This window comes from Sporolactobacillus terrae DSM 11697 (genome assembly GCF_000648615.1).
GTDB classification, from domain to species: domain Bacteria; phylum Bacillota; class Bacilli; order Bacillales; family Sporolactobacillaceae; genus Sporolactobacillus; species Sporolactobacillus terrae.
In genome coordinates this window covers 94,371-120,189 of sequence record NZ_JFZC01000015.1, presented here as the reverse complement: position 1 = coordinate 120,189, position 25,819 = coordinate 94,371, and the positions used below count along the sequence as shown (strand labels likewise).

25 protein-coding genes and 3 riboswitches are annotated in these 25,819 nt (G+C 45.3%); of the genes, 17 read left to right on the top strand and 8 right to left on the bottom strand.

Annotated features, from left to right (window positions below):
* Positions 1–249: 249 nt before the first annotated feature.
* Positions 250–357: riboswitch (SAM riboswitch) on the top strand.
* A 173-nt stretch (positions 358–530) separates the two neighbouring features.
* Positions 531–2,282, top strand: a complete 1,752-nt coding sequence (locus tag AA84_RS0102680; protein ID WP_028975907.1) for a copper resistance CopC/CopD family protein — start codon at positions 531–533, stop codon at positions 2,280–2,282.
* A gap of 21 nt (positions 2,283–2,303) precedes the next feature.
* Positions 2,304–2,939: a YcnI family copper-binding membrane protein gene (locus tag AA84_RS16955; RefSeq protein WP_051577784.1), complete on the top strand. Its 636-nt coding sequence runs from the start codon at positions 2,304–2,306 to the stop codon at positions 2,937–2,939.
* Positions 2,940–3,213: 274 nt separating this feature from the next.
* Here the strand turns inward: AA84_RS16955 and AA84_RS0102670 are convergent, their stop codons facing one another.
* From AA84_RS0102670 to AA84_RS0102660, 3 genes are all read right to left on the bottom strand, one after another.
* Positions 3,214–3,978, bottom strand: coding sequence for an ABC transporter ATP-binding protein (locus AA84_RS0102670; RefSeq protein WP_028975906.1), 765 nt, complete (start codon positions 3,976–3,978; stop codon positions 3,214–3,216).
* On the bottom strand, positions 3,972–4,964 hold the full coding sequence (locus tag AA84_RS0102665) for an ABC transporter permease (RefSeq protein WP_201770038.1): 993 nt from the start codon (positions 4,962–4,964) through the stop codon (positions 3,972–3,974). Before AA84_RS0102665 ends, AA84_RS0102670 begins: the two co-directional genes overlap by 7 nt.
* Positions 4,965–5,163: 199 nt before the next feature.
* Positions 5,164–6,201 carry an ABC transporter substrate-binding protein gene (locus AA84_RS0102660; RefSeq protein WP_028975904.1) on the bottom strand — a complete coding sequence of 346 codons (1,038 nt, stop codon included), beginning with the start codon at positions 6,199–6,201 and terminating at the stop codon, positions 5,164–5,166.
* A gap of 684 nt (positions 6,202–6,885) precedes the next feature.
* Between AA84_RS0102660 and AA84_RS16950 the strand changes: the two genes are divergently transcribed.
* The 9 genes from AA84_RS16950 to AA84_RS18530 all read left to right on the top strand — a co-directional run bounded on the left by AA84_RS16950 (position 6,886) and on the right by AA84_RS18530 (position 14,888).
* On the top strand, positions 6,886–7,545 hold the full coding sequence (locus AA84_RS16950; RefSeq protein WP_201770037.1) for a hypothetical protein: 660 nt from the start codon (positions 6,886–6,888) through the stop codon (positions 7,543–7,545).
* A 159-nt stretch (positions 7,546–7,704) separates the two neighbouring features.
* Positions 7,705–7,803: riboswitch (SAM riboswitch) on the top strand.
* Positions 7,804–7,934: 131 nt separating this feature from the next.
* Positions 7,935–8,066 (top strand): hypothetical protein, encoded by a 132-nt coding sequence (locus AA84_RS19470; RefSeq protein ID WP_263282744.1) that lies wholly within the window; start codon positions 7,935–7,937, stop codon positions 8,064–8,066.
* 52 nt (positions 8,067–8,118) lie between these two features.
* Complete coding sequence (locus AA84_RS0102645) at positions 8,119–9,276, top strand: trans-sulfuration enzyme family protein (protein WP_028975903.1); 1,158 nt, start codon at positions 8,119–8,121, stop codon at positions 9,274–9,276.
* 7 nt (positions 9,277–9,283) lie between these two features.
* Positions 9,284–9,700, top strand: a complete 417-nt coding sequence (locus AA84_RS0102640) for a GNAT family N-acetyltransferase (RefSeq protein ID WP_028975902.1) — start codon at positions 9,284–9,286, stop codon at positions 9,698–9,700.
* An 11-nt stretch (positions 9,701–9,711) separates the two neighbouring features.
* Positions 9,712–10,788 carry an Ldh family oxidoreductase gene (locus AA84_RS0102635; RefSeq protein ID WP_028975901.1) on the top strand — a complete coding sequence of 359 codons (1,077 nt, stop codon included), beginning with the start codon at positions 9,712–9,714 and terminating at the stop codon, positions 10,786–10,788.
* Between the two features lie 38 nt (positions 10,789–10,826).
* Complete coding sequence (locus AA84_RS0102630; protein WP_028975900.1) at positions 10,827–12,137, top strand: O-acetylhomoserine aminocarboxypropyltransferase/cysteine synthase family protein; 1,311 nt, start codon at positions 10,827–10,829, stop codon at positions 12,135–12,137.
* Between the two features lie 26 nt (positions 12,138–12,163).
* Positions 12,164–13,270, top strand: coding sequence for an iron-containing alcohol dehydrogenase family protein (locus AA84_RS0102625; RefSeq protein WP_028975899.1), 1,107 nt, complete (start codon positions 12,164–12,166; stop codon positions 13,268–13,270).
* 18 nt (positions 13,271–13,288) lie between these two features.
* Complete coding sequence (locus tag AA84_RS0102620; RefSeq protein WP_028975898.1) at positions 13,289–14,467, top strand: amidohydrolase; 1,179 nt, start codon at positions 13,289–13,291, stop codon at positions 14,465–14,467.
* 66 nt (positions 14,468–14,533) lie between these two features.
* Positions 14,534–14,641, top strand: a riboswitch (SAM riboswitch).
* Between the two features lie 88 nt (positions 14,642–14,729).
* Positions 14,730–14,888, top strand: coding sequence for a Fur-regulated basic protein FbpA (locus AA84_RS18530; RefSeq protein ID WP_081788005.1), 159 nt, complete (start codon positions 14,730–14,732; stop codon positions 14,886–14,888).
* Between the two features lie 39 nt (positions 14,889–14,927).
* On the opposite strand, the gene AA84_RS18270 is transcribed toward AA84_RS18530, so the two are convergent.
* Positions 14,928–17,489 carry an EAL domain-containing protein gene (locus AA84_RS18270; RefSeq protein WP_051577783.1) on the bottom strand — a complete coding sequence of 854 codons (2,562 nt, stop codon included), beginning with the start codon at positions 17,487–17,489 and terminating at the stop codon, positions 14,928–14,930.
* A gap of 341 nt (positions 17,490–17,830) precedes the next feature.
* Here AA84_RS18270 and AA84_RS0102605 point away from each other — a divergent pair, with 341 nt between their 5' ends.
* On the top strand, positions 17,831–18,244 hold the full coding sequence (locus AA84_RS0102605) for a CBS domain-containing protein (protein WP_028975897.1): 414 nt from the start codon (positions 17,831–17,833) through the stop codon (positions 18,242–18,244).
* Positions 18,245–18,326: 82 nt separating this feature from the next.
* Here the strand turns inward: AA84_RS0102605 and AA84_RS0102600 are convergent, their stop codons facing one another.
* The 3 genes from AA84_RS0102600 to AA84_RS0102590 are packed head-to-tail and all read right to left on the bottom strand — an operon-like array spanning position 18,327 to position 20,954.
* Positions 18,327–19,244 (bottom strand): lysylphosphatidylglycerol synthase domain-containing protein, encoded by a 918-nt coding sequence (locus AA84_RS0102600; RefSeq protein WP_028975896.1) that lies wholly within the window; start codon positions 19,242–19,244, stop codon positions 18,327–18,329.
* Between the two features lie 40 nt (positions 19,245–19,284).
* Positions 19,285–20,421 (bottom strand): MGDG synthase family glycosyltransferase, encoded by a 1,137-nt coding sequence (locus AA84_RS0102595; RefSeq protein ID WP_028975895.1) that lies wholly within the window; start codon positions 20,419–20,421, stop codon positions 19,285–19,287.
* A 14-nt stretch (positions 20,422–20,435) separates the two neighbouring features.
* Positions 20,436–20,954 (bottom strand): glycosyl-4,4'-diaponeurosporenoate acyltransferase CrtO family protein, encoded by a 519-nt coding sequence (locus AA84_RS0102590; protein WP_037562745.1) that lies wholly within the window; start codon positions 20,952–20,954, stop codon positions 20,436–20,438.
* A gap of 450 nt (positions 20,955–21,404) precedes the next feature.
* Between AA84_RS0102590 and AA84_RS18905 the strand changes: the two genes are divergently transcribed.
* The gene (locus AA84_RS18905; RefSeq protein ID WP_160168686.1) at positions 21,405–21,563 is read left to right on the top strand and encodes an NUDIX hydrolase; all 159 of its coding nucleotides are present in this window, start codon (positions 21,405–21,407) and stop codon (positions 21,561–21,563) included.
* Between the two features lie 99 nt (positions 21,564–21,662).
* Here AA84_RS18905 and AA84_RS0102580 read toward each other — a convergent pair whose 3' ends face one another.
* Positions 21,663–22,601 (bottom strand): aldo/keto reductase, encoded by a 939-nt coding sequence (locus AA84_RS0102580; RefSeq protein WP_028975893.1) that lies wholly within the window; start codon positions 22,599–22,601, stop codon positions 21,663–21,665.
* A 223-nt stretch (positions 22,602–22,824) separates the two neighbouring features.
* Between AA84_RS0102580 and AA84_RS0102575 the strand changes: the two genes are divergently transcribed.
* The 4 genes from AA84_RS0102575 (at position 22,825) to AA84_RS0102560 (ending at position 25,779) form a co-directional block, all read left to right on the top strand.
* Positions 22,825–23,289, top strand: coding sequence for an ASCH domain-containing protein (locus tag AA84_RS0102575; RefSeq protein WP_010024934.1), 465 nt, complete (start codon positions 22,825–22,827; stop codon positions 23,287–23,289).
* Positions 23,290–23,344: 55 nt separating this feature from the next.
* Positions 23,345–23,857, top strand: a complete 513-nt coding sequence (locus tag AA84_RS0102570; protein WP_028975892.1) for a GNAT family N-acetyltransferase — start codon at positions 23,345–23,347, stop codon at positions 23,855–23,857.
* Positions 23,858–24,172: 315 nt separating this feature from the next.
* Positions 24,173–24,625 (top strand): HIT family protein, encoded by a 453-nt coding sequence (locus AA84_RS0102565; protein ID WP_010024932.1) that lies wholly within the window; start codon positions 24,173–24,175, stop codon positions 24,623–24,625.
* 677 nt (positions 24,626–25,302) lie between these two features.
* Positions 25,303–25,779, top strand: coding sequence for a PTS sugar transporter subunit IIB (locus AA84_RS0102560; RefSeq protein ID WP_028975891.1), 477 nt, complete (start codon positions 25,303–25,305; stop codon positions 25,777–25,779).
* Positions 25,780–25,819 lie beyond the last annotated feature (40 nt).

The window sequence follows — 25,819 nt, the reverse complement described above, 5'->3', positions numbered from 1 at the left end:
ATAAAGGATTTTTTTGTTGGTTAGCCTTCTTAAATTCGAATATTCCTAGTATTTTGAATCATCAAAGTTACTTAATGCAAGGCTAGTGATCTGAACTATTAAGTACAGAATCAGCGATGCAAGCATTAGAGGCGAAATTGGACCAAAGACGAGCGGCAAAACGAGTGAACAGCAAGCCGCAAAGTAAAACGCGGTAAAATAATGCCTATCTTAACGGGATGCTGTGGTTGTTGAGAATTGAATACTGAATGCTTATCTAGAGTGGGGGAGGGACTGGCCCAATGAACCCCGACAACCCGCATGATTGCATGCACGGTGTCAATTCCAGAAACACTGAAGGGTGTTTGAAGATGAGAAAGGGCAAGCGCAGCAAACCTTTCGCATCGGCGTCAGGCTTGTTTTTTTATCAGCACTATTTTTTAAAGAAATCAGATTTCTGTGCTCCTTTCGTTATGTCATGTCATTTTCAAGGTGTTTCATGCGGGATCACGCACAACAATGATTCTGAAAGATCGGATGGTTAAATAATTATGAAACAAAAAATTAGTGCGTTTCTCGCTCTTATTTTTTTTTCTCTAATGTTTGCTAGTTTTGCATCGGCGCACGCTTTTGTTGTGCAATCGAACCCTGCTCAGAATCAACAGGTAAACGGGAATCTTAAGCATGTCACGATTCAATTTAATGAAGAAATCCAACCGACTTTTCTGACCTTGGAGGTTTTGGATCAAAAGGGCAGCCGTGTTGATACAGATCACGCACAGCGCAACAAGAAGAACCGAACCGTATTGGAAAACGGTGTGAAAAAGCCGCTCACCAGCGGCTATTACCGGATGAATTGGAAAGTCGTATCGGCAGATGGGCATGCCGTTCACGGAACGATCGGTTTTCACGTTGGACAACCGACAGAAAGTGCCGCAAATGGGCAGGCTTTCAGTGATGCAAGCAGCGATCTTCCAGGTGTGGATCAAGTTGTGATTAAATGGCTGATCTACCTGGGACTGTCCTTCTTCTTTGGCATCCTGTTCTTCCTAAAATTTTTCAATCCGGCACGAAATCTACCGATTTATCAGAAAAAGGCGCTGCAGCGAACGCTTTGGAGTGCCGCAGGAAGTTTGCTGCTTGGCGTTCTGCTGACACTGCCGCTTCAAGTGACACGCAACGCAGATGTGAACTGGCTGCATGCGTTTTCGGGTAAAGCCGTTGGCGAAACGTTGATGGCGACTTCATTTGGTACACCATGGTTCCTACAGATCAGTAGTTTGATTCTGTGTATCGCCCTTCTTCTCTGGTTGTTTCGCACGCGATCCAAGCGAACGGTTCGTGGACTCTTAGGGGTACTCATCGGTTTGCTGTTCGTCTTTTCATTATCCAAAGCATTCGTCGGCCATGCTGCAAGTACAGAGGATCAGGAATTGCGGCTTTGGGCCGTGGCTGCGGACTTTCTGCATCTGTCCGCCGCAGCAATCTGGATCGGTTCAATACTCAGCCTACTGCTTTTTCTGCCCAGATCTGTTAAAAACAATGATTCCCCTGAACAACAAAAGAAGATCTACTGGCAAACGTTGCACCGTTTTTCAAACGTTGCGCTTCTTTTAGTTGGGGTAATCTTTTTGACGGGCTTGATCGGCACGCTGATTCACTTGACGTCATTTCGTGCGTTATATACCTCAATCTATGGTTGGATCATCATCATAAAAGCGGCGCTTCTGTTGATCATGCTGCTGTTTGCGCTCTATTCGAATGTGCGCGTGAAGAAGCAGGGGAATTTTCTGAGAAAAAGTGTGCTGGGCGAGCTTCTGATCGGGCTGACGGTCTTACTGGCTGCGGCCGTCTTGACCAACGTTTCTCCTCCCGTTCCGAAAGCAGCGGTCGACGAGAGCACCTTTGAGGGATTTAGTGCAAAGTTCAACAATGGTAAACCAACGAAGACTACCCATCCGCCGACTGTATTGGAAGATCCGAAAAAAACGATACGGGTTAAGGAAAAAAACAACGTACTGACACTGCGCGTCGAACCGCTCAAGCTCGGACCCAATACGCTGTACTTAGATGTTCTTGATCATGGAAGACGGGCGCGCAATCTACAGCAGGTTGTCCTAAAGATCCGCTGCATTGATATGGATATGGGGGAAACCAAAGTCCAAGTGCCGCTAGCGAAACTTGGCAAGGGATTTGTTGTCAACGACGCATTTGATATGAAGCATCGTTTTCTCATCAATGTCCATGTTCTTGATAAGGATTATCAGACTGTCGATAAAGACTTCATTGTAAACATCAAATGACCCAAAAGGAGCAAGCGATCAATGAAAAAGTTTAGCCAAACCGTCACCGCTGCGTTCTTCTCTGCTGTACTCCTTTTCGCTTTTCACGACAGTGCATCGGCCCATGTTACCGTCAAACCGGTTCAGTCGATCACTGGATCGAGCGAAACGTATACAATCACTGTTCCCACTGAAAAGAACATTCCGACGACTAAAGTGGCACTGCGCATGCCGAAAAACGTTCAATTCTACAGCTACCAACCGGTGCCGGGATGGACGACTGAAGTCATCAAGAATGCGCACGGACAGGCGCAAACGGTGAGCTGGACAGCAAAGGAGAGCGGAATTGCGCCTGGAGCGTTCCAACAGTTTCAGTTTCGCGCACTGAACCCGAAACAAACCGGGGCTCTTGCTTGGAATGCTTATCAAACGTATAAGGATGGCAGTATTGTTGAATGGACAGGCAAAGAAAATGGCGAAACACCTCACGCGATAACAAACGTCGTTAAAAGCGCGGATACAACGCGCAGTGTGCCGCATGGCGACAGAGGCAATCAAATCCTTTCGCTGACTGCGATCGTTCTTTCGGCAATTGCGATCGTTCTTTCCCTACTCACGCTGATTGCGACGCGACAGAAGAAAGATGGCGCACAAGAAGATACGAAGCAATCCCATTGACGAAAAAGCTGTATAGGCGTTCCGAACGCGGTTTGCCGCGCTGCTTCATCATACATTTTTCCCGTTATAAAGAAGATGCCCCTCCAACCTTCAAAACCGGTGGAGGGGCATTGGTATTGCCTTGGTAAGGCACAACGCGAACGCATAATCAGAAGGATTTCCGATCGTTCGCGACATAGATGATGGTGTTCATAAAAGAATGATTCATCCCCGCGTTAACTCGAGAGAATGAATCATTTTTTACATAAATGAATTGGTTTCAGTGTGTCGTGCATTAAGCGGTGAAGTTGAGAATGTCTAGGATCTCTTCTTTTTTCTTGATGAATGCCGTGCTGTCCCGGCGTCGTGGACGTGGCAACGTTACATCAACGATTTTTTTCAGAATGGCTGGACGCGGCGTCATCGTGAAGACGCGATCGGCTAAGTAGACGGCTTCTTCAACATCATGCGTGACCATGACCATTGTGATGTTTGTCCGTTCCCGGATTTTGAGCAGTTCATCATGCATTTTCATCCGAGTAAACGCATCAAGTGCACCAAACGGCTCATCAAACAGCAAAACCTTCGGATAATTAATCAGCGTGCGTGCTAAGGCAACGCGCTGCTGCATACCGCCGGAGAGTTCGTAAGGGTAATTTTTTTCAAATCCCTTTAAACCGACTAATTCGATGAATTCGTGGATGGATTGACGTTTCTCGCGATACTCACCAGCTAATCTTGGGCCAAAGCCGACGTTTTGTTCGATCGTCAGCCATGGATACAAGGTTGGATCTTGAAAAACTAAGCCACGTTCGCGGCTTGGTCGTTCAACAAGATTACCATCAACCAATATCTTGCCTTGGGAAGGCTGATCCAGCCCCGCTAATAACCGTAACAGTGTTGATTTGCCGCAACCGGAAGGCCCGATCAGTGCGATAAATTCACCCGGTTCAACCTCTGCATTCACATGATGCAACGCTTCAACCGGCGAACCGGTCTCTGTACGCGGTGGAAAGACTTTTCGAAGATTGTTGAATGTGATTTGTCCTGTAGCTACCATTTAATAATCCCCTTCTGCCATCTTAAAACATAGTCGCGTATTTTAAAGAGAATCGCAATCATTAATGAGAAGCTGACTGCGATCACAACCAATCCGGCATAAACATTTGCATAAGACATAATTTCTCGCTGCCAGTTAATGTACCAGCCAATACCGTAGCGAACGCCGATCATCTCGGCGGACATTAAAGTAAGAAAAGCCCCGCATGTTCCGTTGAAAATCCCGACAAAAATATTTGGCAGCGCGCCGGGGACTGCGACGTGAAAAATCTTTTGGAAATCGGTTGCACCCAGTGTATCGGCGACCTCAAAAAATGTTTTTTTGACGTTCACAACACCGGATTGCGCTAATACCGCAATTGGGAACCAAGAGGCTAATGCGATTAAGAAAACTGCTGCTTGATAACTGGTCGCAAAAGCGGATAGAGCAACCGGAATGAACGCGGTGGATGGAATGGGTCCGACTGATTTTACAATTGGTTCCAGCCAATAATTCCACGATGAATACCAGCCAATTAATATTCCGGTCGCAAGTCCGGTGATGATGCCGATGCCTAATCCGTAAGCAAGCAATTGAGCAGAATGGAACAGACATTTTAGTAGAAAGCCTGAATCGCCAATGAGTACATCAATAATTTTTTCCGGCGCGGGAAAGAAAACAGGCTTCAACAATGTAAATTTAAGCGTGACCAGATTATACAAACCAAGGGCTAGGAATGCGGCGCCAATAAAGTAACTTTTAAAAACAAATCGCTTTAATCCACCGAAAAACGTATAGTAGATGGCGAGTATGGTTGTAATCGCAAGCGCAATGACTAATAACCCCGTGTACCAAGGCAGTGCTTTAGTGAACAAAGTGTCACTTTTAGGAATCACGATTTGAGCAATAAGCGTGATTGCAATGGCAATGCTTGCAAAGTACGCACGACCGATGTGGCGATCTTTTATTCGGGTTATTTTTTTGACGTAAATCGTATCCTTTTCCAAAAAAACTCCCCCTTTGTTTCAAGTACAGAAAGCATAGGGTTTTACCCCGTCTTCAAATGGATAGACCCGTGTCTTGGCCAAGCATCAGATGCCTGCCTGTCTGAGGAGGCTCGCGGTACGCCCGCGGCAAGCGAGCCGCTGAAGTGCCCGTCAGGCAAAAGATCGATGGCAAGGGACCTAGTTTTTCTCACAAATAGATTTAGTGTACACCTTTAATTTTCAAGAATGAGTGATCGGTAAGTGCTTGGGTATCAACATCTTTAGAGATGATGCCAATGTCCTGCAAACTATCGGCAGTTTGTTTGAATGCCTTCTTTGCACCGTCATAGGAGGGTTCCCATTGGTACGTTTCCAAAGCGGACAGATTCGTTTTTTCTTCACCGGCAATATATTTTTTCTCTGTTTGAATATGGACCGAATTCGATTGATTCTTTGCGATCCATTGTGCTGCTTCTTGTAACGCTAAAGTGAATTTACGTGCGATTTCCGGATGTTCTTTGGCAAGCTTGTTAGAAACGTAAGCAACGCAGCAATATTCATCCTTGAATGGTTCTGTGGTTGCAGAACTAGCCAGAGATTTGAAACCATAGTTTTTGATCGCAATTTGTGTATCCGGATCGCCGACGGCAATGGCATCGACCTGTCCTTTATTGAGGACGATTGGCAAGCTGGCAGAATCATAAGCGATAAACTGAACATCTGAGTTTTTCGTTTCAACATGCAATCCGTTGTAGGAAAGCACCCGTTTTGCAAAGGTAGCAGCACTGCCTGCCACGGTTCCGACACCAATTTTTTTACCTTTAAGATCCTTCACGGACTTAATCTTAGAATTCTTTCCCACTAAGATTTGCAGGCAGCCGGTATGCAGTCCAGTGGTGATTTTTAATTCGGCTCCATTTGTCAACGGTTGTACGATACTGGCGAGCAGCGAGTTCGTCGCATCGACTTTTCCTGCAGTCAGTGCTTCTGTACCGGATAGATCGCCAATTTTGACATTTTTATACTTGATGCCGTATTTCTTAAAGATCCCTTTTTCAATGGCGATTTGCTGTGGTGCTTCGCATAAGCCGGATGAATCTGCCAGTTTCAAAACATAATTGTCATCTTTTTTCGTAGCCGCACTTTTCTTATTTGTGATATGGCTAACCGAAAATACAGCGGCAATCAGCACAATAACGGCCACGCCAACGTAAAGCAGCCACTTTGTCAAGCGATTCGTTTTACTTTTCTTTGTCATGTTTTGTTTAGCCTCCCCTTAAAAAAATCACAGGTTGTGTCAAATTGCAGTGCAGCAGCTAAAGGAAATGCGGAGGAGTGTTTTTATAAAACTAAACATCCCTATATACTTGGAATTTACTTAAAAAGACGCTAATCATGTTGGAAACGAGGGGGCTGCCAACATGGTCGGACTTGCTGAGCGGATGTGGCGTTAATGAAGGCAATCAATAGTCTGCACTGCAACTGCGAACACGTTCTTCCGTTCCAATAGCTTCCCCATTCATGTAACATGCGCATAATCCATTCATTTTTTATTTGTAGTATACCAACCTCTTTTCTTGGAATAAAGGATAAAAAAATAGATAAGCAGTGATCAATTCGCAATGGACGTTGAAAGCGAACAGCAAGCAAGTCATCCTCCGACTTTTCCATCCGGCAACATGAGTGAAGTGCATTGACTCATTCTTTTCAACGTGTTGATGAGCATCCGATGATGATCGTGCTTAGTTGACGCCTAATTTAAACCATTAAAATTCACTTGTCAACCCCCACAAAAAATGAATTATCCTCCAGTCTCGTGGAAAAATGCTTGGCAACCGCCGAAAACTATGTTTTTATTTGGGTAATTGCAAAATTCCGGTTGCCCGTTGATCGCACCGGTATTTTATGCGATGACTCTGAATGCGAGGTGAACCTTATGCGTATGAAGCGACCACTTTATTATCAACTGTCGGAGTATGACTGCGGCATGGTGACGCTCCTGAATGCCATAAGCTATCTTTTTTCTCGGGAAGCGGTTCCGCCTGATGTCATTAAAGCCATTACAACGTATTCGCTTGATGCTTACAATACGGATGGCGAAGTGGGCAAACATGGAACGTCAAAGGCGGCAATGCGGTTTATTGCGGACTGGTTGAATCGTAACGGACCGATTAAGGGGCTGCCCATTTACGGTAACTATTATGTCGGTTCGCATGTACGTGTGAAAAAAGACAGTCCACTCATTGATGCGGTGCAGCAGGGTGGCGCAGTTATTTTAAGATTAAATTATGGTGGGGAACATTATGTGCTGGCAACGAAGGCAGATACGCAGCAAGACTATTTGTATCTGTTTGATCCTTATCTGGATGAAGCCTTAAAGGATACGAAGGGGATTGTCTTCGTAGACGACGCCCCCTTTGCCTATAATCGCAAGGTCCCTTTTAACTTTTTTGAAGCAAATGACGCGCATCATGTCTATGCCCTCGGTCCAGTGGAGAAACGGGAGGCGATTGTTTATTTTAACCGTGAACAGGGTTCAATCGCTCCGGTTTCATTCAACGATCGGCAAAACGTATCGAAGAAAGATGGCTGCGTCTGGTGAATGGTGTGACGCGGATAGAGAATCTGAAAAAAAACATTGACACATCATCGATTTTGAATTATATTACCCAGTAAACAGATGCGAATTATTTGCACGTGCTTTTTTGATATATGCATCGCAAAAGTCTGTTGCCTTTCCATTGAAAAGTGAATAGCAAACTTCTTATCAAGAGTGGCGGAGGGACTGGCCCAATGAAACCCGACAACCAGCACATGGTGTATGGTGTTAATTCCAGCAGTTTAGACTGAGAGATAAGAGAACCCGACGACGAATGTTTTCTTATCTTTCACTAAGGAAACATTTTTTTATTGCCTTTTAGGCGGTTCATCGTTGATTGGTTCATGCAGAAATCCACAGGCTCAAATCCGTGCTAGAGGAGGAATGTGATCATGGGTAGCGTGAGAAAGCAGTTCTTTTTTTTGATTCAGTCACTCATTTGGGATCCGGTTTATCTGCCATGGGAGTCCGAAGCGTTCTGCGGCGCCGTTGCAAGCAAGGATGAATGCCGAAAAAAGGTCTGATCATTTTATGATGTAGACGGCGCAAGATAATGCATCAAGGAGGAAGAGCAGGATGAAAATAGATTCATTGATTGTAAAGGGGATTGACGCCAAAGACAATCCAGACCACGCGGTTGTACCGCCAATCTATCTCGCAACCACTTATGTACAGGAGGATCTGCATAACTTTCAGTCCTATGCCTATGCCAGAGGCGGGAATCCGACACGGAATAATCTTGAACACTTGTTTTCAAAAATAGAACAAGCGGATTATGCCTATGCGTTTGCATCGGGCATGGCGGCCGTGTCGGCTGTGTTCAGTCTGCTTCATTCCGGTGACAAGGTGTTGCTGAACAATAATGTCTATGGTGGAACCTATCGCTATGCGAGCAACCTTTTCAAGGATCGGGGGATTAATTATGAACTGGTTCATGATTTTAACGATCTTACGGCAGCGGATTTGGATGATGATGTGGCAGCGCTCTATGTTGAGACACCGTCAAATCCATTGCTTCGCGTTGCAGATATTCAGCGTCTCGCAGCAGTCGCGCATCAGAAAGGCAAACTGCTTATTGTCGATAATACATTTCTAACCGCTTATTATCAGAATCCACTTGCTTTGGGCGCAGACGTCGTGCTCTATTCAGCCACAAAATACTTGAGTGGTCATGCGGACGTGCTTGCCGGACTGGTTGCGACTAATCAGGAATCCATTGCCGTGAAGCTGAAATTTTTACAAAATACGCTCGGCGGAATTCTGAGTCCGACCGATTCCTATGCGCTGATTCGCGGAATCAAGACGTTAAGCGTTCGTCTCGATCGTCAGGAAGAGAACACCGATCGGATCATCAAGTTTTTCAGCACTCATCCAGGTATTGAACACTTGTATTATCCAGGATCCTTTTCGCGTGAAGAAAAGGCCATTCAGGAGCGGCAAGCTTCGGGGCACGGATCGGTGATTTCCATTCGTCTTACTCCCGGGTATGATCAGGATCGGTTTGTTGACGCTTTATCGTTATTTGATCTAGCTGTCAGTTTAGGCGGTGTAGAGAGTTTGATTTGCCAGCCGGCGACGATGACGCATGAATCCTTTGATGCGGCTCTTCAGCAAAAAATAGGCATCACAAAGGGATTGCTTCGCCTAGCGATCGGCATTGAAAATGGCGAAGACCTGCTTGAGGATCTGACTCAGGCACTGGATAAAGCCAAGCAAAAAAAACATTTGGAGTGAGACATGGATGGAAATTCGCAAAATGATCCCTGACGATTATGAAAGGGCTTATGATCTATGGACGCGGGTTCAAGGGATGAACTTGGCGTCTCTGGACAACAGCTACGCAGGAATTGCCCGGATGATTCAAAGAAATCCGGAGACCTGTTTTGTTGCCGCCGATCACGACCGGATTATTGGTACGATTCTTGGCGGTACCGATGGAAGAAAAGGTTTTATCTACCACACGGCAGTTGATCCTAAAGAACAAGGTCAAGGCATCGGTACGGCCTTGATTGACCGAGTCTGTGCACAGTTTAAACGAGATGAGATTACAAAAATAGGTTTGTTTGTCGTCATTAATAATGAGGAGGGAAAACAATTTTGGAGACAAAAAGGTTGGAACTTCAGAGACGATATTGTATATCTTGATCGGGATCTGTGAGGGAACTGAAGATGAGTAAACGGTACGATTATCGCGGGATCCAGCAATGGGTAAAACGCATTTTTGAAGCTTATCAGTTTTCAGAACAAAGCAGCGCGGCCATTGCCCAATCCATCGTAGCAACTGATCTGTTCGGCATTGAATCACACGGCGTGCAGCGTCTGGCCATGTACGATCGGAAAATCCGTGCCGGTGACATCCGTGTCGGTGCAGTTGCGGAGGTTATTCGTGAATCACCGGTCAGCGCGGTGATTGATGGGCATGAGGGAATGGGGCAGCTTGTTGCCATTAAGGCCATGGAGCTGGCGATTAAGAAAGCGGAGCAGCGCGGCATCGGCATTGTCTCCGTTCGCCATTCCAATCATTATGGCATGGCCGGTTACTATGCCAAGCTGGCCAGTAAGAAAAAGATGTTCGGTATCTCGGCAACCAATTCGAATCCTTTTTTAATTCCGACCTATGCCATGCGTCCATTTCTCGGCAGTAATCCCATTGCTTTTGCACTGCCGGCTGCGCCGCATGATTTTCTTTATGATGCGGCGACAACGGTCGTATCGCTCGGAAAAATCGAGATTTACGCCAAACAGAAAAAAAGCATTCCTGGAGCATGGGCGGTCGACAACAAGAACCGAATCAGCCGCGATGCGCGTACGTTGCAGCGAAACTTATCGCATGTTCCTAAAATCGGCGGCATGCTTCCTGTGGGTGGGCAAGGAGAAGAAAACGGCGGGTACAAAGGCTTTGGTAATGCTTTGCTCGTAGAAATTTTGACGTCCATTCTTTCACAAGGCAATCTTTCCGCCGATCTCGGCGACGGAAGGACGAAAGGGATCAGCCATTTTTTTGCCGCAATTAATCTTCACTTGTTCGGGGATGCCAACAAGATTACAGACGCTTTATCGCAAATGCTTGAACGCATACGCAGACTGCCCCCTGAGCCGGGAAAGAAAATCTACATACATGGTGACAAAGAGGCTGACGCACTTGAAGATCGTGTGAAAAATGGTATTCCAATTGATCTTAAAACGCTCAATGAAATGACGGCTCTCTCAGATCGGTTGCATATTCCCTATCAGCAATACCTTTGAGCATGTGCAGGTGTTGAATTAGAAATGGAGGAAGATCAATGATGGAAGAATCAAGGCATCGTTTTGACACATTAAAAATACATGCAGGCTATGACCGCACGCAGCATAACAATGCATCGCAAGTTCCGATTTATCAAACGGTCGCCTTCGGATTTGGTGACACAGAACGTGCAGAACAGCTAGTTAATCTTAAAGAAAAAGGCTTCAGTTATTCGCGAATCGGTAATCCAACGACTGCTGTGTTGGAAAAAAGAATTGCCGAATTGGATGGTGGAAAAGAAGCGGTGGCAGTTGCATCAGGAATGGCTGCCGTTTCTTATGCGTTGCTTAATTTGGCTGAAGGCGGCGGCAGAATCATTACCGCTGCGAATATCTACGGATCGAGCTTTGACGAATTTCGCACGCTATTTCCTAAATTCGGCATTCAGTTTGACTTTATCGATGACATCAACGATTTGGCACAAGTAGAAGCGGCAATCAAAGCAGATACCAAGGCGATTTTTGCAGAAAGTGTCACAAATCCTGATACAATGGTAACAAACGTTAAAGCACTTGCGGAACGGGCACATCAGCATGGACTTCCGCTGGTCATCGACAATACTTTTCCGACCCCTTATCTATTTAACCCAATTCGTCACGGTGCCGATCTTGTCGTCTATTCTTCAACAAAAGGAATCAGCGGGCATGGTGAGGTGGTTTCGGGACTCATTGTTGATGCAGAGCAGTTTGATTACGGCAATGGGCGTTTCAAACAATTTGAAGAGAAGGATTATGTCCTGGGAGATGAAGAGGAACAGGTTGAACGAAGTTTTGTCGAAACATTCGGAGCGAAAGCATTCACAGCACGAATTCGTGTGAAGTACCTTCGGCTGCTTGGGGCAGCCTTGAGTCCGTTTGATGCCTACCTTGTGCTTTTAGGTATTGAAACGTTGTCGGAACGTCTCGCAAAACAAGTTGCCAGTACGGAGAAAATTGCTCGGCACCTGTCTAATCATCCACACGTGAAAGCGGTGCATTACTCAGGATTGCCGAATCATCCGCAGCATGAACTTGTTGCCCGTGATTTTCCCCGAGGCGTCGGTGCGATTTTCGCATTTGAAGTTGATGGCAGCGAAACCGAAGCAAAGAAAATTTTAAATGCGGTCAAGATCTTTAGTTATTTGCCCAATGTCGGCGACGCACGCTCGTTGATTGTGAATCCAGGCCGAACCACTCACCGTGAAATTCCCATAGCTGCTCGAGAAAAAAGCGGCCTGACTAACACATGGATTCGTCTGTCAATTGGTCTAGAAGATGCAGACGATCTCATTGCTGATCTGGATCAAGCATTGGCCAAAGCGTTTGACTAAGTCATCATTGAAGGAGAGAAAAATCCATGGATTTAGGTAAGATTGTCCGAGGCGGTCCGAGTCAATATCTCTGTTCAGAGGATGCGATCTGTCATCTCGATGAATTGACGGTTCCGTTTGCATCCGTTCATATTATTACAGGAAAAAAGTCGTTTACTGCTTTTCAAACGGTTTATCAGAAAGAGATTAAGTGGCCGGTCCATCATTACGATGGCACATCAAGCCATGAAGATATGGATCGGCTGACTCGTGAAATCGGGCAGGCAGATCTGATCATCGCAATCGGCGGTGGTCGCGTTCTAGATACTGCAAAAGGCGTCAATCACCGGCTGCGCGCGCAGTACATCTGCATTCCGACCGTTCTGGGTACGTGTTCCGCCTATACACCACTGGCCATCATCTACAATCAAAAGCATGAGCATGTCGGCCGCGATCATTTTCAAGAAACCGCCTATGCCGTGCTCGTCGATTTATCCTTACTCATTGATTCACCAAAGGATTATTATATTGCCGGGATTGGCGATACATTAGCCAAGTGGTATGAAGCAGAGGCGATTCGGAAAGATGAGAGTCAGCAAAACGATCCCTTTGTTTCACTTGGACTAAGTGCAGCTCTGCAGACAAAAAAGTTGCTGCTTCAGTATTCCGAAGAAGCGGTAACAAGCATGGAACGCCACCAAATCAGTCCGGCCTTCCGAATTATCTCTGATGTTATTGTCGGAATTTCCGGAACGGTCGGCAGTTTCGCCCGCGATTATGGGCGCGCTTCCGGTGCCCATGCGATTCATAATGCGATGATCAAGATCCAAGGCATGAGCCGCTACCAGCATGGCATCAAGGTCGCATATGGGTTGCTTGTCCTGCTTGCCACATTGGGACAGCATGCGGAAGTGCGCAAGCTGCTGCCTTTTTATAGGCGAGTTGGTCTCATTGACGCATTGGAGCAGTTCAGACTGAAGAATGTCAATGAGGCGAAGCAAATTCTGGCCAAAGAATGCGTGGAGACGGAGATTGGTTTCCGTTTTGTCTTCAAAACATTTGATGAAGCGTTTATTCTGAATGCATTAAATCAGGTGGAGACGCTTGCAAACGAAAGCAGCGATGCAACGCTTACGCCGCAGTCTCGATCATAAGGCAGATGAATAGAAAAGATGAGCCAAATTTTAGATGAAGAAACAACATATCTCACGCTTTTTAAAACATTGCATCAGCACCCGGAACGATCGCTGCACGAGCATGAAACAACCAATCTGATTAAAAAAAGGCTTCAGGACCTTTCCATTTCGCTAAGGGAGAGCCATCTTGAAACGGGAGTTTTCGCCGATATCTCAGGTGATCCGGACGGTCCGGCTATCGGACTTCGCGCGGATATTGATGCCTTGCCGATCCTTGAACAAACCGATCTGCCTTATAAGTCGCAAAATGACGGTGTCATGCATGCCTGTGGCCATGATTTTCATACAACCGCTTTGCTTTGGGCTGCCGATCTGTTAAAGCAAAATCAGCCGAAACTCCCGGGTACGGTTCGGTTGATTTTCCAGCCTGCTGAAGAAGCGGGACACGGAGGGCTTAAGGTGGTTAATGACGGTCAGCTCAAAGGACTTCGTGCGGTGATCGGCGTGCATAATAAACCGGATCTGCCGGTAGGAACGATTGGCATCAAATCCGGTCCGTTAATGGCTGCTTGCGATAAGTTTAAAGTTACATTTCATGGCATTGGCGGACATGCAGCGATTCCTGAACGCACGCGAGATGCGATCGTTGCTGCCTCATCGTTCATTCAAACGGTGCAATCGATTGTCAGCCGCAACATCACTCCGAAGCATGAAGCAGTGGTGAGTGTCACAAGTATTCACGGCGGCGATGTCTGGAATGTGCTGCCTGAAGCAGTTGAACTGTTGGGTACGGTACGCACTTTTTATGATGAGGACCGCGTGTTAATCATTGACCGATTTGAAGCAATTGCTGCTGGACTTCAACATGCGTACAATGTGCAGGTTCAGGTTGAGTGGGGGCAAGGCACGCCTTCAGTATTTAATAATGAAACAATAGCGAAGATCATTTACGATGCAAACAAAGCGGAGACTAACGTGGTTACCCCAGACTTATCGGTGGCCGGCGATGACTTCTCATGTTTCCAGCGTGAAGTTCCGGGCGTATTTGCCTTTATTGGTTCGAATGGACCGGAGGACTGGCATCATCCTGCGTTCCGTGTTGATCCTGCCGGAATTCAAACAGCAGCCACCTTCTACTACCGATCGGCTATCGCTGTTCTGCAAGCATTAAAAGATGAAGAAAGACCCGAACCGTCGCTGCCTGATGAACGTTAGCAAAGCATGCACATTGTAAACGACAGATCTGTGATCACCACCAAAAGAATAGCCATGATTCAGTCATGCTTATCCAGAGAGGCGGAGGGATTGGCCCTGCGAAGCCTCAGCAACCGACCCACACGTGGCACGGTGCTAATTCCACAAGCAGAATACGTTGCTTGAAGATAAGTCGAGGACACGATCGAATAAAAACCTGCTTCCTCCTCTTAGACGTGAAGGGAAAGCAGGTTTTAATTTTTTGTAAGGAGTGGTCAGCATCATGAATAGTGCGCTTCGAAAGACCGTTGAAAACAGGCGTGAACAATTAATTGAACGGTTGATTGCCCATCATGTCTACAAGAAAAATGGAAAGCATCTCTTTGAATTATCCTTATCAGAACTCGAACATGAATATAAACAGGTGCAGAAGCGCGCTTAAATTCATGGATTCACGCACCATGGCATGGTCGGCTTTTTCTTACCGTGAATCCTTTACGTTTGAGAAAAAGTCGAACTTGTCCGTCGTTACGAAATCAGGATTGGGAGTAGGCGAAGCGGTTTTGAGCATATGTGCCAAACGATTGAGCTGCTGCGAGAGGAGTGTCCGCTCCTTCTCACTCATGTTAAATACGAACCCGTACTGGAAAATCTCTGTTTTGAGTTCCTTCGCCCAAACGACTGAACCATAGAATGTAGCTGCCTTCCCAAGAATCGTTGTTTCTATTTTTAAGATCATTGAGGAATCAATCCCGAACCGTAAATCCGATAAGAAGCGCAATCCGCCCAGCCCGATATTTTCAATTAAAATACGCGATTGCCCGAGACGAACCGTTTGACCATGGAAATGATCTAATGTGACGGACGCTTTTAACGGCGATTTAAGGGCGACTCTAAAGAACTTACGCCTATTTTTATGAGGCTTTCTTTGAGCATGTCGGCTTATGTCGGCGGAACGGCCACGTTGTTTGCGCACAAATTTGGCAAACTGGTCGGCCGGTATGGGTCTAGAAAATAAATAACCTTGTACGACATCACATTTGATTTCTTTCAGCAACTGCAGCTGTTCTTGCGTTTCGACTCCTTCTGCGACTACGCGCATGTTCAAATGGTGAGCGAGATCGATGATTGATTGCGTAATAAACCGAGAGCTGTTATCGCCAGTTGCATTCAAGTCATCAATAAACGATTTATCAATTTTCAGCGTATCGATCTTGCCTTTGAATCGTTTCAGATAAGAAAGCGATGAGTAGCCGGTGCCGAAGTCGTCAAGATGAATGCCAATTCCGTTTGCTCTGAGGCCATCTAAAATCGAAAGAACCGTTGCTTCATTTTCAAGAAGCGAGGTCTCCACAATCTCAACTTCCAAATTGTGCGGGTCCAGTTTTGTTTGATTTAAAATTTCCAGAATACGTGTAACGAGGTCGTTTTCTAGAAAACGATACGCCGTTAAATTGACGGAAATTGGGAGTTCGGGTAGTCCAGCTTCCTGCCAAGCCTTATTTTGGCGACATGCCGTCTCCTCGATCCAGCGGTCGATTTGACGCATAACGCCGATTTCTTCTGCAAGCGGGATGAATTCCGTTGGTGATACAAGCCCCCATTTTGGGTGATTCCAGCGGATCAGTGCCTCAGCGCCCACAATTTGATTGGTAAAGAGATCGACCTTGGGCTGATAATATAAGTCGAATTGATGCAAATCGAGTGAATTTCTCAAGTCTGACTCTAAGGTGAACCGCTTGTAGCCAGTGATATCCATCGTGGATGTGAAGATCCGGTAACGGTTATGTTTGTCTTTCTGTGCCCAATGAAGTGCAGCGTCGGCATGTTTCATTAAAGTTGTGCCATCATCGCCATCATCAGGAAAGATACTGATCCCAAGATTGAGTGAAACCGGGATCCGGTAATCGTTAATGAGGAACGGTTCGTCAAATGCGCTGACCATGGTTTCTGCGAGATTGACGACCGTTGGATAGAAGACATTTGGACAGAGAATGAGAAACTCATCGGCACTGATTCGGGCGATAAAATGACGCACATCAAGTAAAGCTCTCAGTTTTTTCGCAAACTGTTTTAGCAATTCATCACCGGTCGGATGGCCTAATGTATCATTGATGTATTTAAAACGCTCCAGATCCAAATACATTACAGCCAGATTCTGGTGCAGCGAGTTGCTGACAATCAATTCCTGTTCCAGTTTTTTGCGGAAAAATCTGCTGTTAGGCAGATCGGTTAATTCGTCATGATTAATCAGGTATTTGGTTAACGCTTCTGCTTCTTTGCGTTTGGTTACGTCTTGAATACTGCCGATAAACGTTGCTTTGTCGCGATAGATAATTTTCTTAATCGAGCAATCAAAGTGATGCATCTCACCATCTCTGATCTTTCGAAATGAAAAATCGATGCCTTTCTCTCCAGCGACTAATTGATCGGTAATGGATCGAACGTTCGATTGATCATCCGGATGCAGCACATCAAGAATGCATGCATCTCCTGCGAGCTCTGGTTCAAGAAATGCATAGAGTTGCGGATTCCCATAAATGAGTTTTTTTCCTTGAAAAATAAAGATCGCAAAAGAAGCACTGTCTGTGATGCTTTTGAAGAGTATTTCCGATTCGATAAGCGATTGCTTCAAACGATTGGTTTGCGTCACATCGGTTGCAACCGCAAACATGCCAATCACTTTATTCTCAGACGTAGTCGGGAGCATCGTTAAATGGACATCGAAACGCCTGCCGTTCTTGTGCACGAAAACGGAATTTAGGTACTGCTTCTCACCAAGCAGCACCCTCTGATAAGCAGTGGTGAATGAGGGAATTTGTTCATCTGCCAGAAACTGATCCATTTTCTTTAAGATGATCTCATTGACCGGATAGCCAATAAACTTAGAAAAGCGTTTGTTTGGTAAAGCGATGACTCCATTCACATCCATATAGAAAATGAGATCAGGGCTGTTGTCAAATAATGAACGATAAAATAAATCAGGATACTGGGCGGTATCCCCATTCTGATGATCTGCACACTGCTTTTGATCGTTATGCATGGTCGCGGGCCTCCGTAATTCGCATGAATGTCACTCGGTTTCATGATTCATTATTTTTTTTTGTGATATAAAGATAATAGTATAAATGGCTTATTTTGACTATCGAAGAATGTTGAAATAGAAATTTTTTATCAGTAAAAGCAGTGCCGTGATGAACCACTGGTGCTGCACAGGTAACAAGCGCGTCTTTTTCTATAGAAGAATCACGTGCGGATGATCCCTATTGATCCGGCGAATACGGAACAAATTGCCTCCCCTTTCGATACGATAGCCACAATGTATACGGTTTCATCGAATGGTTAGGTGGACGATGAAACAAAGTGATGGAGAGTGAGTCGAGCATGAACGCTGCATTTCTGATTACTCCGAAAAACGAAGTGGAATTTGTTTATGAGGATTGGACCATCAGGCAGGCACTTGAAAAGATGGAGCATTATCGTTATACCGCAATTCCGGTGCTAAATCGAAGTGGGAGGTATGTGGGGACCCTAACCGAAGGCGACATGCTTTGGAACTTGAAGAACCATGCATCGCTCGATTTTAAAGATACAGAACATCTGCCATTGAGTCATGTGCCGCGCCATCGGGATAGTTCGGCGATGTCGATTAATGTCGCCATTGAAGATATGATCGAAACGTCGTTGACACAAAATTTTGTTCCAATCGTGGACGACAGCGGCGTCTTTATCGGCATTATTCGACGAAAGGAGATCATCAGCTATTTGTTAGCGCAACAAACAAAAGTCCGATGCTGATCAGGAAGGGACAATCAAAGGCAATGAAAGCTGCAACCAATGATCATTGGTTGTTCCTACAGGAAGATGTGCACTGCAAGGGTTATAACTTCTGATGCAGTGCCCTTTTGACTGTTTTTCCATAGTTTCCGCGTAGCGCCAGAATAAAAAGGACAAGACCCAATGGAAGCAATGCCGCGTATTGGATGACGTGGAGCAAGAGGCCGGCCGACAATGCGGCATTCTGCTGTATGCCTAGTCCGGCGAGAGCAACGATGACACCGTATTCGAAAAGACCGACGGCACCGGGCGAGGCGGGGATAAAACCGACGAAATTCGTTGTAGCAAAAACCGCCAGCGATAAGCGAAGCGATTGGTGCCAGCTATAACCGAATGCGGCCAGTCCCGCCCAGGTGGCCACAAGCAGGAGAACATAGGAGAAAAGCACCCAAAGCATCATGTTCAACATGCTGATGGTCAGATAACGACGAATGAAGCGGCGCAGCCGCGGCACAAAACAGAAACCGGCGAGAAGCAACACGATCAGCGCGATACAGGCAAAGAAAAGCATCCAGAGTAGGTGAACAATCACCGGGTCGGTAAATCTGGAAAATGGAACCGCAAGCAGTGAGATCAGGATAATCGCAATCGAATCCGCAACCGCTGGGATCATGACGAGTTTTGTTCGCCGCAGCGCGCTGTAGCCATCCGGGAAGAACGCGAAACGTAAACCATCCCCAATATGGAGCGGAAGGATCATGTTTGCCGCATGTCCGATGCCGACGATCTGCAGGGCGGTCAGCCGATCAATCGCCGAATCGATGCCCAATGTATAGCCAAGTCCGCGAACATAGTTTGAATAGAGGGTGAGCACAACGGAAACGAAGACCAGAAATCCATTAATGTTCGCATGGAACAGCGGACTAAGGTCTAAACGACCAAGTGTTTTGAATGAATAATAGATCACAAGCATTGTAATGATAATACCGACTATAAGTTTGAGTTTTGTTTTTTTGGTCATATACCTGCACCCTGGAATCGGTTTTGAACGGCGCAATCGATTAAGCGATCGGCCGATCTTGGGACGAGTTTTTCGCTTTGGCGATCTGAATGATCCGCTCAGTGATCACGCGAGCAGACTCAGGCTTCCTGAAATGGTACTGGTTCTCAGCGATTTGCCGCAACTTTTCACCGCTATGCGCCGATAATTCTGCGATCATCTCTGGCAAATCCTGCACATCTCTGCAATAAAGTCCTAATTTATGAGTGACAACAAACTGGGGATTCTTCGCCTCTTGTCCGCGCAGCGCACCGGTTACGATGACGGGTTTGCAAAGGTTGACTGCTTCCATTAAGACATTAGGACTTGCCCGCATGATCAGAAGATCCGCCTCCATCATCCGCGCCTTCACTTCCGAAGTAAACCCGTAAATGGTCACTTGATTGCCAATGTAGGGAGCTAGGGTTTGTTCGAGTGTTTTCTTTAAAACTGTATTGTGTCCGGCAATAATGGTTAGGCGGATCATTTTATTGTGAACCAATGTTCGAGCGATTTTCAGCACCTGAGCCGATCCCTGACTCCCGCTCATTAATAAAATTGAAATGAAATGCTTGTTTGCAAGGCAAAGTTCGGGACGTTGTAATGTGCAGAACGCGCTGCGTACCGGGAAGCCGGTCTTCACTAATTGCTCCGGTGCCATGCCGGCCTTCAGCATCTGCCGCCGCGTCTCTTCAGACGGACAGATCACATTGGCTGCCCGTTTGTCCGCCCACAAGTTTGTGACATTGTCTAAATCTGCAATCAACGAAACGACCGGGATATCCAGATGTGCTTGGTTTAAGACGCTGATCACCGAACCAACAAAGAGGTTATGCACGGACACAATGACGTCCGGACGAAAGGCGCGAACCTTTTTTAACAGCGGTTTCCGAATGCTGTGCGCAATAAATGTATTAATGAAACCCTTAAATGGATTACTCAACTGATAGAAGAGTCCCCATAATAAGGGACGTTTTACCGCAAACGAGTCATAATTGCGGCTTGATGAACGAAGAAGCCGATTGCCGAGTTCAAATCCATCAATCACTATGTAATGACTATCCGGTGAAAGAAGCGTTAGCTGCTCGCTCAAGGCCTCGGTAATGCTTTTATGCCCGCAGCCTGTATGTTCCGAAGAAAGAAACAGGATTCTAGCCACAGAATAATTCCCCTTTAGATGTCTTTATGAAGTAGTTCTAGCTCTTTGATACTATTTTCGCTAAGTCCATTCCTTTTATTGACCAAAATGTTTAAAATTCTAGGCCGGTTATAGCGTTGGATGATGATGTAGGGAAGATTGCATAGAACCGCAATGAAAAACATCAGTGCGGACATGCCCGTATGCGTCCATTGCATATACAGAAGCATACTGATAATGATGCACCAATGGACAAGCTCGGCACGACAAGTCTCTTGGGCAAAGCGATATAAATAATCAGAACCGGAATGCTCCATTTGCTTTTTGGAAAAAAGGAAGGACAGAAAATCGCTGAGCTCCGGCAAGAGGCTCTTCCATCTTCTCACGCCAAACCATTGCTGATAGAAAGCGCCGTCTTTTTCCCAGCGTCTTGTTCGGAACAGCCAACCATCGATATGAAAGATGGTTGGCGGAAGCTTGATCGAAATCAGCGTATTCATTAACGAGAGGATTATAAAAATAAATAAATTATTAATCAGTACAAGTAATCTCACAATTGTCCATCTCTTTTCTAGGCCGAGGAACCTCCGTACATAATCTATGCAAAAATGACCGCTTGATGAAAATCAGCGGATAAATAATCAAAGGGACACTTATTATAACTATAGATTAAAAGATCGGCAGAATCAATATAAGCGGTTTGGGACAAGGGACAGGCAGAAGAGCATCGTCACCATTGCTCGGGAAATTAAACTTTTGAAAGTGACTGATAAAATGTAAAAATGGTCGATAAACTTTTGAAAGTGACTGATAAAAATGCAAAAGTGGTCGATAAACTTTTGAAAGTGACTGATAAAAGCACAAAAGTGGTCGATAGCCATAGCTGTCTTGTATTTTTCTGTCCACGCGAAAAAAACTATTGAGGTGGTAAAAACCACTGACATCTTCAGTACTTGGGACAACTTGGGCCATTCAGCATTCATTCAGGACCACAGTATGATAAAATGTTTGCAACTGGCGACCAAGTTTCACTTGTTCTCATTTCGTTTACCTGTCACGACTTTGAAGGTGAGCTAAGTGAATCCAATGAAGAATCGATGAATAATCAATTTTTTGCATTGGATGATATACCTAATCATCTGTTTGTCGATCATCAAATGTGATCAATACGCCTTTATCAAAACGCTCGAGTCCGAGTATTGACTAAGTGGCAGGTCAGCAAAACAAAAAAAGCGCCGTACAGCGCTTCTTTTTGATCGTGTTCATCGGTTTGTGAAGGTTCGGTCGATGAGATCATACTCTTCTTTTGAGAGCTTTACATCAAGCGCGTGGACAATGCCTGGAATTTGACCGGCATTACGCGCACCTGGAATCACTGCAGTCAGATCGGGATTTGCCAAGTACCATGCCAGTACGACTTGAAGGACGTCAACATGATGATTCTGTGCAATTGAGCGAATGGCGTCTAAGTTCTGGATTGTTTTTTGGAACGCTTCGCCATTGAACTTCGCATCTTTACTGCGCGGATCGCTTTCTGCAAAGGTCGTATCCTTGTTAAACTTGCCTGTGAGCAATCCGGATTCAAGCGGGAAGTACGGAACAAAAGAAATACCCGCATCACGCAAGTAAGGAAATAGTTTCTCTTCCTCATCACGGTGAATCAAGCTGTAGTAATTTTCAATGACATCAACATAGCCATCCTGATTGGCTTCCTGTGTCTGTTCAAATGAAAAGTTGGAAATCCCGATGGCACGAATTTTACCCGCTTCTCGTAATTCTTGAAGTGCGCCGACTGCTTCACTTTTTGGCGTCTCTTTGTCAGGGAAGTGTATATAAAAAATATCGATATAATCGGTCTTCAGTCGTTTCAGTGCGTCATCCACCGATTGTTTCAGAAACTGGGGATTATTATTCAGCACCATCTCACCGCTTGAGAAGTCATGGGCGGCTTTATCGGCAATGATCACTTGCTCTCTTGGAAAATTAGCAATGACTTCACCAATCAGTTCTTCAGAGCGTCCTTTTCCATAGATAAAAGCTGTATCAAGCAATTGAATCCCCGATTTAAGCGCAGCATGAACGGTTTCCAGACCATCCGATTCTGATAAATTGGAAAACAAGTTATGACCTCCGACCTTGTTTGTACCCAGACCAAGAGGAACCGTTTCAACCTGACTTTTTCCAATTTTCACTTTGCTCATCAAGATACCTCCTTTTATTATAGGAAAGCTAACGTTGTCACTAATGTATCATAACGCTTGATCAAAATCCGTTTTCATGCTCAATGATCGATACGTTAACCGCCCCCAACATCTATTGGTCGCGCTCCTCCTTGGATTTTTATTTGCCGTCATTGTACAATCAATTTAATAGGTGGCAGCGGATATTAAATTCAGAAATCAAGTCGATAAAAGGAGTACGTCAATGGCAAACGATGAAGCGATTATAAAGTTCTGGAACGAGTATAAAACAAAGCAAGGCCTAACGCATGACAACTACCAGGCTTGGGCGTTCGGCAATACCCCTGAAATGGCTGATGATTTGGCAGAGTTGGTTGTTCGGGGAATCAAAACGGCGACAACCTCCGCCTATGAACTCTATGAAAAAGAGGAACCGCTTCCGCAAGTCGGAGAGTACAACATTATTCTTAATGGTAATGGTGAGCCGGAAGCGATTACCAAGACCGTTGTCACGGAAATTGTTCCCTATAACTTGGTCACATGGGAACACGCTTATCACGAAGGCGAAGGAGACCGTTCCCTTACTTATTGGCGACGCGTCCACGAGGCCTTTTTTAAGCAGGAATATGCAGAAGCAGGGCGGTCATTTCACAACGAGATTCCGTGCTTTTGCGAAGTTTTTGAGGTGGTTTATCGCAAGCAAGTTTGAGCGATTTGCGGCTAACCGCAGATTCTGCATCAAAGTCTACCATTGAGGTGATCGTATGGTTCAATTAGTAGAGCTGACTCCGGAACTAGAAGATGCGTTTAACGACTATTTGTCGGGATGGGTAGCTTCCGGGGAAGAAATCATTCCGAGTGCTTCCGCGAAAGGAGCGATCAGCTACCAACAATTTTTAGCGGAGCTTGAGGAAGGAAAAACCGCTGCGGTGCGCAAGCGTGGCTGGGTTCCGGCAACCTTGTATTTTTTAGCGGACGCGAACGGACGTCTGTACGGGGCGGTGCATTTGCGCCATGAATTGAACGAAGCTTTACTCGATCTTGGCGGTCACATTGGGTATGGTGTTCGGCCTTCGGAACGTTGCAAGGGCTTTGCGACTAAGATGCTGGCGCTTGCACTCGATAAGGCGCGGGCGCTTCATCTGAAACGCGTGCTCCTCACATGTGACAAGAACAATAGAGGTTCCGCAAAAACAATCATTCATAATGGCGGTATTCTTGAAAATGAGCTGCGGCATGGGGACCGAATCACGCAGCGGTACTGGATTGAGCTATAGAGCGCACTCCTTCCCGTTTTTTGGAAAACGAAAAAGACAGGTTCCCCTGTCACTGATCCTTTTTATCTAGCTTTTGGGCAATCGCTTTGAGCACATCGTTTCATTCTTTATGTATTTTTAAAAATTGAAGCATGTATCAGATGATGAAGACAGGAATTGCGATGTAAATCAAAATAAAAATGGGTAAGACAGCTGTTGCGGTTTGCATCATGTGAATTCTCTTTTTTCCTCATTATAGCAAAAGGGATACGTTATTCGATCCTTTTTGACCGGAATATCGTGGTGCAACAAGAAAAAAAGGAGGTGTTACGCATCATGAACTGGAAGGAAAACAGAATCGAATCAGCGAAAAACGGAACCAATCCGATGGTTCTTGCAGAATTGAAAAGCGGCTACGCGGTAATTGGTGATACACAATTTTTGCCGGGCTATTGCGTTCTGCTTCCGAAAAGAGAAGTGTTTAGCCTTAATGACTTAGCCGTTCCGGAACGTTCACAGTTTTTAACTGATATGAGTTTAATTGGTGACGCAATCCTCAAGGTTTGTCACCCGCTCCGCGTTAATTACGACCTATTGGGCAATGCTGATGCGTTCTTACACGCACACATTTTTCCCCGCTACGAGTGGGAAAGCGAAGAACGACGAAAAAAGCCGGTGTGGCTCTATGATTCGTCGAACTGGTTTGATGATGACAAGCAATTTAGTGAAGAAAAGCATGGAAAAATGAAAAAAGAACTCGCTAGTTATCTGTCTGATTGTACATTTTAACAGGGATGAACAACGTTCATGTTTCATTGCATCCCTGGTTATCCGAAGCGTATTTTGACTTAGAAAAAAGAGTAGCGTTCTAAGTTTTACTTTTGTAGAGAAGGATCAAGCGCAACGTATCATAGGTTAATACCTCTGCCGCTTAACGGCATTCCATACCTTGATTTTATTTTTGTTAAATTTCGTAACCTTGGTATAAATCGTTTGCATTTCAGGCCGATACCCCGATACCCAGGTAATCAAAACTCGATTTATACAGCATGACGATGATATAAATAGGAAAGCCAATAGTGCCTTTCTGCTAAATTAGCGAAAAGCAACTCTATGCATGAACATAGAAATAAATTTTTATAAAATTTTAGCTACAATAATTACGAAAGATGCCTCGGAAAAACGGATCTTCTCACTCTCCATCGTTTTAGTGATTTTTCGTTCTCTTCCTCTATACGTTTCATCTCATTCTGAAGCTTTTGAATGATTCCTCATTATTGGCTGATCGTTAACCATTATCTAGTTGAATCAATAAAGTTTCGGGAAATTTCCCTATGATTGGACACCTTTTCTCGATGTTCCTATCCATTTCCCGCCTTGTTTAAAATCTATTGTTTACGTTTTCATAGGGTGTTATGCTCTACCCGTAGTTAAAAAGAAAACGCATTCAATAGGGGGTCTGTACGATGGGACTGGTACTTGCACGAATTGATCAACGTTTAATTCACGGAATTGTAGTGACCCAATGGGCAGCGCATACAAAGGCAAAGCGATTGATGGTCGTCGATGACAAAGTGAGCAAAGATGAAACCCAAAAAGTAGCGATGCGCATGAGTAAGCCTGCAGGAACAGGGATGTCAATCATTGATACGGAAACGGCAATTACCAACTTTAATAAGGGAAAGTATGACAACCATAATGTTTTATTAGTTGTTCGTGAGCCGGAAACATTATTAAAACTTGCTGAGGGCGGCGTTCACATTCCGAAGGTGAACGTAGGAATCATTTTTGACGGTGAGGGAAAAAAGACAGTGAAGAAAATGGTTTCTGTCGATGAAAAGGAAGTTGCTGATTTAAAAGCTCTAAAAGAAAAAGGAATTCCCGTTACGTTTCACTTTGTGCCTGGGGAAGTAGAAGAGCCACTAGAAACTTATATTAACTAAGCAATCGAACGTTGACGTTGCACATGATGTCCGCAATGAC